At 65.0% G+C, this 13,048-nt stretch carries 10 protein-coding genes; all 10 read left to right on the forward strand.

What is annotated here, in order from left to right:
• Nucleotides 1-23 precede the first annotated feature (23 nt).
• Nucleotides 24-1,376 (forward strand): RHS repeat-associated core domain-containing protein, encoded by a 1,353-nt coding sequence (locus L2D01_05745; GenBank protein ID WBQ11286.1) that lies wholly within the window; start codon nt 24-26, stop codon nt 1,374-1,376.
• 782 nt (nt 1,377-2,158) lie between these two features.
• Nucleotides 2,159-2,539 carry a hypothetical protein gene (locus tag L2D01_05750; GenBank protein ID WBQ11287.1) on the forward strand — a complete coding sequence of 127 codons (381 nt, stop codon included), beginning with the start codon at nt 2,159-2,161 and terminating at the stop codon, nt 2,537-2,539.
• Between the two features lie 396 nt (nt 2,540-2,935).
• Entirely contained in the window at nt 2,936-4,219 is a 1,284-nt protein-coding gene (locus tag L2D01_05755; protein WBQ11288.1) for a hypothetical protein, read from the forward strand.
• A 45-nt stretch (nt 4,220-4,264) separates the two neighbouring features.
• Nucleotides 4,265-5,442, forward strand: a protein-coding gene (locus L2D01_05760; GenBank protein WBQ11289.1) for an IS3 family transposase whose coding sequence is annotated in 2 segments (ribosomal slippage) — nt 4,265-4,514 and nt 4,514-5,442 — 1,179 coding nt in all. Because the reading frame shifts where the segments join, the coding sequence is not laid out codon by codon here.
• Nucleotides 5,443-5,506: 64 nt separating this feature from the next.
• Nucleotides 5,507-5,788: a YD repeat-containing protein gene (locus L2D01_05765; protein ID WBQ11290.1), complete on the forward strand. Its 282-nt coding sequence runs from the start codon at nt 5,507-5,509 to the stop codon at nt 5,786-5,788.
• Between the two features lie 25 nt (nt 5,789-5,813).
• On the forward strand, nt 5,814-6,188 hold the full coding sequence (locus L2D01_05770; GenBank protein WBQ11291.1) for a hypothetical protein: 375 nt from the start codon (nt 5,814-5,816) through the stop codon (nt 6,186-6,188).
• Nucleotides 6,189-6,410: 222 nt separating this feature from the next.
• Nucleotides 6,411-7,244, forward strand: coding sequence for a hypothetical protein (locus L2D01_05775; GenBank protein WBQ11292.1), 834 nt, complete (start codon nt 6,411-6,413; stop codon nt 7,242-7,244).
• The gene (locus L2D01_05780) at nt 7,174-8,703 is read left to right on the forward strand and encodes a DNA polymerase Y family protein (protein WBQ11293.1); all 1,530 of its coding nucleotides are present in this window, start codon (nt 7,174-7,176) and stop codon (nt 8,701-8,703) included. Before L2D01_05775 ends, L2D01_05780 begins: the two co-directional genes overlap by 71 nt.
• Nucleotides 8,703-11,972: an error-prone DNA polymerase gene (locus L2D01_05785; GenBank protein ID WBQ11294.1), complete on the forward strand. Its 3,270-nt coding sequence runs from the start codon at nt 8,703-8,705 to the stop codon at nt 11,970-11,972. The genes L2D01_05780 and L2D01_05785 overlap by 1 nt, the downstream gene beginning before the upstream one ends.
• 105 nt (nt 11,973-12,077) lie before the next feature.
• Nucleotides 12,078-12,965 (forward strand): DUF1838 domain-containing protein, encoded by an 888-nt coding sequence (locus L2D01_05790; GenBank protein ID WBQ11295.1) that lies wholly within the window; start codon nt 12,078-12,080, stop codon nt 12,963-12,965.
• Nucleotides 12,966-13,048 lie beyond the last annotated feature (83 nt).

The raw sequence follows: 13,048 nt of genomic DNA on the forward strand, positions 1-13,048 counted from the left end.
GCCTCAGTCTTCGACCCCGCCCAATGGGAAACCATGGTGACCAGCTTGGCCGCCTCACCACCGCCACCGGCCCGTGGGGGTCTGGCGCCTACACCTATGACGCCCTCAACAACCTCACCACCCGCACGCTGGGCAGCCGCGTGGTGGAGATGCAGTACGATGCGTCCAACCGCCTCCACCGTCACCGCGACACGGCGGATGGCCATGTCTGGCGCAATTACGCCTATGACAGCCGCGGCAATGTCACGAATAACGGCGCCATCAGCTTCACCTACGACCGCGCCGAGCGCCCGGTCTCGATCTCCGGCGGGGCGTCAGGCAGCTTCGTCTATGACGCCCACGGACGAAGGGTCAAACAGGTGACCGGCGGGCAGACCATCTACTCGGTCTACTCGGCGGGCGGCACGCTCCTCTACCGCGACAACGCCACCACCAGCACCGCGACCGACTATATCCGTATGGGCGGGCGGGCGATCGCCCGGGTGCGCGGCAGCCACGTGGAATGGACCCACGCCGATCATCTCGGCAGCCCGGCTGCTGCCACCAGCGCCGCCGGCGCCGTGCTCTGGCGTGAAGACCACACCCCGTTCGGCGAGGCCCGCCAGGGCCCCACCCAGAACGTGGACAATGAAGGGTTCACAGGCCACATCGCCGACGCCGCCACGGGCCTCGTCTACATGCAGGCACGATACTACGACCCGGTGATCGGGCGGTTCCTTAGCAGTGATCCGGTCGGATTCGCCGCGGGCGGGCCAGCGTATTTTAATCGGTATGCGTATACGGCGAATGATCCGGTGAATATGGTTGATCCGACCGGAGAATTTGGCGTACCGGGCGCTGCCATCGGTGCGATTATCGGGGGAGGGGCTGAGCTCATTCGTCAACGCGCAGCAGGAGAGTCCCTCAATCTTGGTCGCGCGGGGATCGCGGCTGTAGGGGGTGCAGTCGCAGGAGCGACCGGTGCTTACATTGCTGCTGGCGCTGTCGCGATCGGTGGCGCGACAGGTGTTGGCTTAGCTGTCGCTGCAAATGTCATTTCTCAACCAGTAATTGCTGGAGCAACACAGGTCGCAATGAACGTCGAGCACAATCTTGCCCTCGACTCCGAGGCTGGTCAGCAACCAGTGGAATTGGCTTCTGGCGTTCCAAGCGCAATGGCGGCAGCGGCAGTTACGGCACCAATGGGTGCTGTGGGAGATATCGGCATTGCCAGAATGGTTGCGCCGCATGCAGAAACATTGGCAGGCTCAGCTGGCTCAACTGCCCGAGCAATAGGAAATGGTATGGTGGATCTAACGGGTCAATCAAACGTGCGTTTATTTGAAGGTGCTGCCCACCATTCTTCAGACCGTGTGATTCAAGATGAACGTCAGTAATTCGCGCAACCGAATTTGGGTCATTTCCGCTGTTTTATCAGTTTTTTACATTGGATCAGCAACTTACTTAGAGTTTGGTGGAGAGACATTCGGGATTTTACGTTTTGGTGCATTGTGGACAGGTTTTATATCGGCTGTAGTGGGGAGCCTAATTTCTGCCGCGATGCTTTTGAAAAGATACCTTAGCGTCCGCTCCCTGGCTAGATTTCTGATTGTTCCAACGGTCAGTTCTCCAATTTTTACTGCGCCGATGCTGACTCATGCATCGCCGATCCGATGTAGTATTGACCTGTATTCCAACTGCTTCGTTGAAACTTGGATGTTTACGATTACACTTTTGCTCTTCAGCTTTGGAGGTTTTCTCGCTTTGGCGATTTCTGTGCGTCACAAGTCAAAATAATAATTTGGTTCAATCTGGCCGCCTCACCGTGGCAGCAGCCTTCAACCTCGTGTCCCCCGTGACAATACAAGACATACAAGGGATACTGAACGATGAGGGTACGGATAATGCGCCATATCCACTGAGGTAGGAGAGCAAATTCCGGGGGACTGGGGCGGGGGTGAGCCCACTGAAGATGGAGGTTGGCGCTGGGCAAGACCGGGGGGCAATGGCGATGGAATTCGCTGGTCACCTGGGAACCCTGATTCGCCTCACCCGAACTCTCGCGGTCCAAATGTAAAAGTGACGAGTGGCGGACGTCGTTTGACAGGTGACGGCACACCATCAGGAGCAGACAGGCCAAGTCACGATCCAGAGGCGCATATTCCAGAGGATGAATGGGTTGAGTGGGATGAATGGGATAGACCAGAGGGTTAACCCCTATGCCAAGCTAGAGTTGATTCTCTCCCTGCGAGAGGTGTCGGAGGTGCACTTCAAAAACAGGTCGTTTGATCCAAGCAAAATGCGAATAACAATTTATGATTATTTGTTTGTAGATATTGAGCTAGGCATGCAAGGAGCTCAATGGGATTCAGCGAAGATATACTTGGGTATCGATAATGAATCCGAAATATTGGCTAAAACAATAGGATCTCGACTGCTTTATTATTTTGATGGGGCGGACAAAAAGTCAATTGGAAAATTAGTTCTTGAGGCATCTCAAGATATTGATGTTTCTGAGTGCTGCGACAAACTATGGAAGCGATTGGTTGCCTGCACTTAAACTGACGAAGCCTCCAAATGATTTCACGATGTGTGGTGCCACGCCTCCACAGCTACCAAACGGTCCGAACCCTCATCCCGTTTCAACCGGTGGAGCCACTTTGGGGAATGCTGTTTCGAATACCGCTAGCAACCTAAGCCCAGTAATTGAGGAGCGGGAGAGAAGAAACTGATGCGTATGGCGCTTACTATTTACTGGATCATATCTCCGTTATTTCTGACTATATTGATGATGGGAATTGTCGAAATACTGGTCGCGTTGGAGCTTATTTTTTTACCAAGTGACATTAAATTTGCCATTGCAATAGCGCTCTTCATTGGGTGGTGTTATGCAGCCGCGATTATGTTGTTCAGACTTTACAAAAGATAACATAATATTCTGACTCGCGGCGGGGCGGTGTGGACCTATCTGTATGACAATGCCGACCGTCTGACGCGCGAGACCCTGGCCATAGACGGGCGCAGCTGCCAGACCGATTACGCCTTCAACCCCAATGGCGCGCTGGTTTTCCAGACCACGCCGGGCGGGCGCACGGTGAGCTATCAGCCTGACGGCCTCGGCCGGGCCACGCGGGCGTCGGACGCCCAGCGCATCTATGCCTCGAACGCGGCGTATCACCCCTCGGGCGGGCTGACGGCGCTGAGCTTCGGCAATGGCCACGCCTTTACGGCCACCTACAACGCGCGCCAGCTGATGACCGCCATGCAGGTCTCGGGCGGCGGCACGACGGCGATCAGCTTTGTCTATGGCCGCGACCCCAATGGACGCATCACATCGATCTCGGACCTGGCCGTGTCTGGCCAGTACCGCACGTTCGGCTATGACGGGCTCGGACGGCTCGTCACCGCCACCGGCCCCTGGGGCTCGGGGTCCTACACCTATGACGCGCTCAATAACCTCACCACCCGCACGCTGGGCAGCCGCGTGGTGGAGATGGAGTACAACGCCGCCAACCGCCTGCACCGTCACCGCGACACGAGCGACGGCAATGTCTGGCGCAACTACGCCTATGACAGCCGCGGCAATGTGACGAATAACGGATCCATCAGCTTCACCTATGACCGCGCCGAGCGGCCGGTGTCCATCTCCGGCGCGGCGTCGGGCAGCTTCGTCTATGACGCCCACGGGCGACGGGTGAGGCAGGTGACGGGCGGGCAGACCATCTACTCGGTCTACTCGGCGGGCGGCACGCTCCTCTACCGCGACAACGCTGCCACCAGCACGGCCACGGATTATATCCGGATGGGCGGGCGCGCCATCGCGCGGGTGCGCGGCAGCAACGTGGAATGGACCCACGCCGATCATCTGGGCAGCCCGGCGGCGGCCACCAGCGCCGCCGGCGCCGTGCTCTGGCGTGAAGACCACACCCCGTTCGGCGAGGCCCGCCAGGGCCCAACCCAGAACGTCGACAATGAAGGGTTTACCGGCCACATCGCCGACGCCGCCACAGGCCTCGTCTACATGCAGGCGCGATACTACGACCCGGTGGTGGGGAGATTCTTGTCGAATGATCCGGTGGGGTTCGCAACGGGCGGACCGGCGTATTTTAACAGGTACGCGTATACGGCGAATGATCCGGTGAATTACTGGGATCCTGATGGCAGAAAGGTTTCACTCTCTGTACAACGAGTTTCGGCAGATAGATTTCATTTAGCGGTGCATTTTGACCCAGCCCCGTGAATTCCGGCCATTGAATGGTAGAGTCCATCGAGGAGAGGATGGACCATGCGAAAGAGCCGTTATTCGGAAGAGCAGATTATCGGCATGCTGCGCGAGCACGACGCCGGTGTGAGCACGAAGGAGGTCTGCCGCAAGTACGGCATCTCCGACGCAACCTTTTACAAATACAAGGCCAAGTTCGGCGGGATGTCGGTGTCCGATGCCCAGCGTCTGAAGGTGCTGGAGCTGGAGAACAGCCGGCTGAAGCGGCTTCTGGCCGATGCCATGCTGGACAATGCAGCACTGAAGGACATCGCAGCAAAAAACTTCTGACGCCCGACGTTAAGCGCCAGGCCGTGCACCACATGGTGACCCGGCACGGTCTGAGCGAACGTCGGGCCTGCGCCCTTGCAGAGCTGGACCGATCGACCTTCCAGTATCAGAAGCGCTCAAGCGACGATGACGTCTTGCGCACGCGCCTGCGAGATATCGCCGGCGAGCGTCGCCGGTTCGGCTATCGCCGGCTGGGCATACTGCTCGAGCGCGAGGGCCTTTATGCGAACCACAAGAAGATCTACCGGCTCTACCGAGAGGAAGGGCTGGCGGTCCGGCGGCGGCGTGGCCGCAAGCGGGCCGTGGGAACCCGGCGCCCGATCCTGTTGCCCGTGGCGGCGAACCATCGCTGGAGCCTGGACTTCGTCTCTGACGCGCTGTCAGACGGGCGGCGCTTCCGGACGCTATGCGTGGTCGACGACTTTACGCGGGAGGCCTTGGCCGTCGTGGTCGATACCTCGCTGTCTGGGATGCGCGTGGCCCGTGAGCTTGATCGTCTGATCGAGAAACGAGGAAAGCCGCGCATGATCGTTAGCGACAACGGCACCGAACTGACCAGTCACGCGCTTCTGCGCTGGCAGAAAGAGAGCGGCGTGGAATGGCACTATATCGCACCTGGAAAGCCTACCCAGAATGCCTTCGTGGAGAGCTTCAACGGTCGGTTCCGCGATGAGTGCCTGAACGAGCACCTGTTCTCGTCGCTACACGAAGCACGCGGCCTGATCGAGGCGTGGAGGATCGACTACAACACCCAGCGTCCGCACACCGCGCTTGGTGGGCTTGCGCCCTGTGTCTACGCCGAGCGAACCCGTCACCCCCGGCCCGGCTCGCTTGAGCTACGCGCAAGCTCCGCTCACCGGGCCTTGACCAACCACATCAACCCAGAAAGAAAGGCGAACAGACTCTACTAACTCACGGCCCGGATCAGGGGGCTGGGTCAACGCCAACCTCACCCAGGCCTCGCGCGGCGGGACGGTGTGGACCTATCTCTACGACAATGCCGACCGTCTGACGCGCGAGACCCTGGCCATAGACGGGCGCAGCTATCAGACCGATTACGCCTTCAACCCCAACGGGGCGATGATCTCCCAGACCACGCCGGGCGGGCGCACGGTGAGCTATCAGCCCGACGGGCTGGGCCGGGCGACGCGGGCGTCGGATGCGTGGCGCATCGATCTGCAATGCGTCGGATGTAGTCGGCAACAAGGTGGGCGAGCAAGCGCAGAAATAAGGCGGCGCGAAAATCAAGAACCTTAACAATATCCAGAGCGATGAGGTCAATGTGAAAGTCAGAGTGCCTATACCAAATGCGATCATTCTATTTTATGATCCAGGTAATGAAAATTTCATGCTTGCCGAATGGAGTTCGACCAAATCTTATGAGGCAAATGACAGCTGCATATCTGTGGCCACTTTACCTGATATTGACGGCGAGACAACAATAGAAATATTGAATGCAAATAAGCCAATCAATAATCGAAATATGGTGCTGTCTTATGAGGGGCCAATGGAAACGCCAACTGGAAAAGTATCTGTTAGCACCAGTCATTCCCTTGATATCATAGGTATGGATGTTTTGTCTAACTCCTGCCTGGTTCAGGTTTGGATAAATCGGCTTATGGATCCAGATCATATTATTTTCGTGGTTCAGATTTAGCTTCCGCCAGCTGATGAGCGCCATGCAGGTGTCGGGCGGCGGGGTGATTGCGGTCAGCTTCGCCTATAACCACGACGCGCGCGGGCGCATCATTTCGATCACCGATCTGGCGCCGCCCCCCCGCCGCTGAGGGGGCGTTCTTGACTCCGTCCCGCTGAAGAACAAAAATAGAACATGACAGACGCCCGGCGGCTGGCCGGGCCTGGCGGCAGAGTGCAGGACATGAGCAGGGATTGTCACGACGGCGCGCCGCAGGCGGGCGCCGCACAGATGGATTGCGTCGCGCGGCCCGAGCGTCTGACGGCGCTGCGCGCGCGCATCGCGGCGCTGGAGACGGCGGGCGGGCGCAGCGTGGCGGCGCGGGCGCGCCTGTCGCCGCGCGCGGCTGTGCCTTCCGGCGAGGATGATGCTCTGGCGGCGTTCCGGGCGCGTGCAGGCCTGCATGACATCCGCCCTGACAGCTATTTCGACGCGCCGGCGGCCTATGCCTTCGCCGTGCGCTGGCTGGCCGGCCTGCCCGATGACCGGCTGGTGGTCTGGGTGCGCGGGGCGGGCGATCCGCGCCTTGATTTCGGGGCGCCGTGCCCGGACGGGCTGGCGGCGTGCGGGCTGGACCCTGCGCGGCTTTTGCTGGTGCGCGCACGCGCCGGGGCGGACGCGCTGTGGGCGATGGAGGAGGCGCTCAATGCCGGCGCGCTGGTCTTCGGCGAGGCGGGCGCCCAGCGCGCCTATGACCTTACCGCCTCGCGCCGGTTGCAGGCGCGCGCGGCGGCGGCGGGCAGCTGCGTGCTGGCGCTGGCCTCTCACGATGCATCGGGGACGAGCGCGGGGCTGACGCGCTGGCGCATCGCGGCTGCGCCGGGCCCGGCTGCGCCGTGGCGCGGTGCAGGGGGGCTGGCGGGGCTCGGCGCCCTGCGCGTGCGCGCGGTGCTGGAACGTCAGCGCGGCGGCCCGCCGGGCCGGTTTGATCTGGAATGGAGCGATCATGCGCTATGCAGCCCTGAGCCTGCCGGACTGGCCGGTGGAGCGCGCCCGCCGCGCCGGGCCGCCGGATAATAACCGGCCCTTCGCCCTCATCGCGCCGGGCGCGGGCGGCGAGCGTCTCTATGCCGTGTGTCCGGCGGCGGCGCGCGCCGGGCTGGCGATGTCCATGCGCGTGGCGGATGCGCGCGCGCTGGCGCCTGAGCTGCGCGTCAGCGCCGCCGATCCTGACGGCGACCGGGCGGCGCTGAGTGACCTGGCGCGCTGGTGCGGGCGGGTCTCGCCCTGGACGGCGCCCGATCCGGGCGCGGCGGCGCCTCTGTCGGGCGTGCTGATGGACGTTACCGGCTGCGCGCGCGTGTTCGGCGGGGAGGACCGGCTGCTGGACGGGCTTATTCGCGATGTGCGCGCGCTGGGCTTCACCGCCCGCGCCGCCGCCGCGCCGACGCTGGGCCTGGCCTGGGCTTTGGCGCGCCATGGCGAGACGGGGCGGCGCGGCTGGTGTGCGGCCGACGACGCCCATACCGCCCTGGCGCCCCTGCCGGTGGAGGCGCTGCGCCTGACGCCGGAGACATGCGCGGCGCTGCGCCGGTTCGGGCTGAGCACGGCGGGCGCCCTGATGGGTCTGCCGCGCCGGGCGCTGGTGCGGCGCTTCGGACCGGATCTGGCGCGGCGGCTCGATCAGGCGCTGGGCGGGGTGCGCGAGACGCTCTCGCCGCTGCGCCCCGCGCCGTCCCTGCGCGCGCGGGTGCGCTTTACCGAGCCGCTGATCACGCTCGACAGCGTGGGCGAGGCGTTCGCCCATGCCCTGACGCGCCTGTGCGTCCTGCTGGAGCGCGAGGGTCTGGGCGCCCGGCGCGTGCGCCTGACCCTGTACCGGGCCGATGGCGGGGTGGGGGAGATGATGCTGGCCGCCGCCGCGCCGGTGCGCGACAGCGCCCATCTGATCCGCCTGATGCGTCACCGGCTGGAGCGCGCCGGCCTCGACGCCGGGTTCGGCGTGGATCTGGTGGAGGCCGCCGCCCTGCTGACCCGTCCGCTGGACGCCGGCCAGACCAGCTTCGATCCCGATGCGGGCGCGGAGCGTGTGGCGGCGGCGCGGCTGGTGGACCGGCTGGACGCCCGGCTGGGCGCCGGGGCGGCGGCGTGTGCGCAAGTCGTCGACAGCCATGCGCCCGAGCGCGCCGGTCAATGGCGGTCCGGCGCGGCGGCGCCCGCGAGCTGGCCGCGCCGCCCCGAGCGCCGCCCGCTGCTGATCCTGGATCCGCCCGAGCGCGCCGAGGCGGTGGCGGAAATCCCCGACGGGCCGCCGCGCCGCTTCACCTGGCGCCGGGTCGCCCATACGGTGGCGCGCGCTGAAGGGCCCGAGCGCATTGCGCCCGAATGGTGGCGGCTCACCCCCGGCGTGGCGGCGCGCACGCGCGATTATTTCCGCGTCGAGACCGGGGAGGGGCGCCGGTTCTGGCTGTACCGCGAGGGCCTGTATGGCCGCGAGACGCGCCAGCCGGGCTGGTTCGTCCATGGGGCGGGGTAATGGGGCCCCGCTTCGCCGAGCTGTGCGCGGCCAGCCATTTCTCCTTCCTGCGCGGGGCGAGCCATCCCCACGAAATGGTGGAAGCCGCGGCCGCGCTGGGGCTGGAGGCGGTGGCGGTGGCCGACCGCAACACGCTGGCGGGCGCCGTGCGCGCCTTTCTGGCCGGGCGCGAGCAGGGCGTGCGCGTGCTCACCGGCGCGCGTCTGGTGGCTGAAACAGGGGTGGAGCTGGCGTGCATTCCGCGCACCCGCGCCGCCTATGGCCGGCTGTGCCGGGCTTTGTCGGACGCCCATGAGACCGGCGAACCCGGCGCGCCGCACATTGATCTGCCCGCCATGGCGCAGGCGCTGGGCGATGAGCAGATCCTGATCCTCATGCCCCCGCCCGAGGCGGATGAGGACTGGCGCGCCCAGGCGGAAACCGTTCTGGCGCGCGCGGTCTCGCCGGTGCATCTGGCGCTGGTGCGCCGCTTTGATGGCCGCGACGGGGCGCGCCTGCATGGTCTCGCGGCGCTGGCCCGGGCCTGGGGCGTACAGACCCTCGCCAGCAGCGATGCGCTCTACCACGCGCCCGAACGCCGGGCGCTGCAGGACGTGCTCACCTGCATTCGCGAGCATGTGCGCATCGATGCGGCGGGCCGGCGCCTGGAAGCCAATGCCGAACGCCATCTCAAAGACGCCGCCGAGATGGCGCGCCTGTTCGCCGATTATCCCGAGGCTGTGACGCGCACGGCGCAGCTGGCGCGCACGGTGACCTTCTCCCTCGACCAGCTGGTCTACGCCTATCCTGACGAGACGATCGGGGCGGGCGAGACGCCCATGGAGACGCTGCGCCGGCTGACACGCGAGGGCGCGGCGCGGCGCTGGCCCGGCGGGATTCCAGAGGCGGTGCAGAAGGCGCTCGAGCATGAGCTGGAGCTGATCGCATCGCTCGATTACGCCAGCTATTTCCTCACCGTGGAGGATCTGGTGCGGTTCGCCCGCTCGAGGGGCATTCTGTGTCAGGGGCGCGGCTCGGCGGCCAATTCGGCTGTGTGCTACGCCATCGGCGTGACCGAGGTGGATCCGGCGCGGATTGATCTTCTGTTCGAGCGTTTCATCTCGGCCGAGCGGGGCGAGCCGCCCGATATCGATGTGGATTTCGAGCATGAGCGCCGCGAGGAGGTGATCCAGTACGTCTATGAGAAATATGGCCGCCGGCGCGCGGCCATGACGGCGGTGGTCCATTGCTACCGCCCGCGCGGCGCGCTGCGTGAGGCGGGCAAGGTGTTCGGCCTGTCGGGCGATGTGATCACGGCTCTGTCCAAGGCGGTGTGGGGCTGGCGCGATCCGGTGTCGCCGCAGACGATCCGCGATGAGCTGGGCCTGGACCCCGATGCGCCGGCCCTGCGCCGCACGCTGGCGGCGGCCCGCGCCCTGCAGGGCTTTCCCCGTCACCTGTCCCAGCATCCCGGCGGGTTCGTGATGACGCTGGACCGGCTGGACGAGATGGTTCCGGTGCGCAAGGCCGCCATGCCCGAGCGCACGGCGATCGAATGGGACAAGGAGGATATCGACGCGCTGGGCCTGATGAAGGTGGATGTGCTGGGGCTGGGCATGCTGAGCTGTGTGTCGCGCGCGCTGGCCATGATCGCAGACGCCTATGGCCGGCCCATGCAGGTGCAGGACATCCCGGCCGAGGACCCGGTGGTCTACGACATGATCTGCAAGGCCGACACGGTGGGGGTTTTCCAGATCGAAAGCCGGGCGCAGATGAGCATGCTGCCGCGCCTGAAGCCGCGCTGTTTCTATGATCTGGTGATCGAGGTGGCCATCGTGCGCCCCGGTCCGATCCAGGGCGATATGGTCCATCCCTATCTGCGCCGGCGCGAGGGGCGCGAGGCGGTGAACTACCCCTCCGAGGCGCTGCGCGCGGTGCTGGGCAAGACGCTGGGCGTGCCCCTGTTCCAGGAGCAGGCGATGAAGATCGCCATTGTGGCGGCGGGGTTCACGCCGTCGGAAGCCGACCGGCTGCGCCGCTCCATGGCCGCGTTCCGCCGGGCCGGAACGATTCAGGAGATGGGCGAGAAGCTGGTCGCGGGCATGATCGCCAACGGCTATGAGCCGGACTTCGCCGAGCGCTGTTTCCGCCAGCTGGAGGGCTTTGGCGAGTATGGCTTTCCCGAAAGCCATGCGGCGAGCTTTGCGCTGATCGTCTATGTCTCGTGCTGGCTCAAGCGCCATTACCCGGACGTGTTCCTGGCCGCCATGCTGAACGCCCAGCCGCTGGGCTTCTACGCCCCGGCCCAGCTGGTGCGCGATGCGCGCCAGCATGGGGTGATGGTGCGCGCGCCCGACGTGAACGCCTCGCACTGGGACAGCACGCTGGAGACGCTGGCATCGGGGGAGGGGCCGCGCGCGACCCCTGAGGGCGGCGCCCGGCGGGCGGTGCGCCTGGGTCTGCGCCAGATCAAGGGCCTGGCCGAAAGCGCAGCCGCGCGCCTGATCGCGGCGCGGGAACGTGGCGTATTTGTCAGCATCGAGGACGCCGCCCGGCGCGCCGGGCTGGGGCGCGGGGTGCTGGATGTGCTGGCGCGCGCTGACGCCTTCGCCTCGCTGGGCGAGACACGCCGGGCGGCGGGCTGGCGCGCGCGGGCGGTGGCCGGTCCCGACCTGCCGCTCTTCGCGGCTGCGGGGGGCGAGGGGGCGGTGGCCGACTATTCCGGCGCCGCCCTGCCGATGCTCAAAGCATCTGAAGACGTGGTGCAGGATTATGCGAGCCTGTCCTTGTCGCTCAAAGGCCATCCCATGGCCTTCCTGCGCGGGCATTTTCACCGGCTGGGCTATCAGCCCTGCGCCGAACTCTCGCGCCTGCGTCCCGGCGCGCGCACCGGGGTGGCCGGTCTGGTGCTGGTGCGTCAGCGCCCCGGCTCGGCCAAGGGGGTGATCTTCGCCACGCTTGAGGACGAGACCGGGACGGCCAATGTGATCATCTGGCCGTACGTGTTTGCGCGTTTCCGCCGGGCGGTGATCGGGGCGAAGCTCCTGGGCGTGACCGGCGTGCTGCAGCGCGAGGGCGATGTGATCCATCTGGTCGCCGCCCAGGCGCGCGACTGGAGCGAGGCGCTGGACGCGCTGACGCAAGGCGATGAGGCGGGCGGATTCCAGAGCGCACTGGCCCGCGCCGACGAGGTGGCCCGTCCCGGCGCTGATGCCCGCGAGCGCCCCAAGCGCAAATTCGCCGCATCTGAAGCGGAGAGCATCATCCCCGCCAGCCGGGATTTCCGGTGACGCTCAGCGATCAGGCGAGGTTTTCACTTGATCCTCCGCCCGTTTCGAAATGATATACCATTTCGAGGGCCGGACCTCACCGGCTCCGTGCGGAGGAGACATATCATGAGAACCCTGATTGCTGCGCTGGGCCTGAGCGCCGTCACGGCGGCTGCGGCCTGCGCCCAGGAGCGCCTCAGCTTCGACAATCCCGACGACGTCATCACCATGAACCGCAAGATCGGCTGCTCCACGGTGGATGGCGAGCCGATCACGTTCTACTGGCACGGCTACGCGTTCTCGCGCCGGGCCGGTGAGCCGGACCGCCGCCTGTTCCGCGTTGAGGGCATGAATGTGCGCGCCTGCGTGACGGTGGAGCATCCCGAGCACGGCGCCGGCTACCGGCTCGTGTCGCGCGAGCTTCTGCTCTATCTCGATCCGGACACGAACGAGATCCTGTCCACCTGGGACAATCCCTGGACCGGAGAGACGGTGGACGTGCTGCACGTGGCCAATGATCCGGTCAATTCGCGCGGCAGCTTCCCTAACGGACCCAATGGCCCGGCCCAGTGGCGCGGATCGTCCATGGGCAATGATTTCTGGCAGACCACCACCGTGCCGCTCTTCTATTCCAACCCGCTCGCCAGCGAGTTCCAGGCCGAGATTGGCGGGACCTATCACGCCACCGAGATGTTCAATTTCTTCGGCCGCGTCGATGACATCACCGACCCGGAAACGACCACCGCCGATGTGGAGGTGGGCTGGGTGCGCATGTCCGACTGGCTGCCCTGGATGGAAATGCGCGGACGCGACGGGCTGATCTATTTCCACACCGCCGGCACCAAGCTGGACAGCTGGGACGAGCTGCCGGAATTCTTCCGGGACGAAATCGCCCGCCACTATCCTGAATATACCGAGCCGCCTGCGCTCGATGACGACCGGCCCAATGTGACAAGCTGGACTTACTATCGCGACATCGCCGCGGGTGTGGTTACAGCGCCGGAGCGCAACTGATCCCGCCTCGACCCGGCCGCCTTAAGCGCGGCCGGGTTTGTCACTGAAATGCAACACTGGCCCGCATTTGTTCGGACAAGCGC

It is taken from the genome of Hyphomonadaceae bacterium ML37, assembly GCA_027627685.1.
In the GTDB taxonomy this organism is placed as follows: Bacteria; Pseudomonadota; Alphaproteobacteria; order Caulobacterales; family Maricaulaceae; genus Oceanicaulis.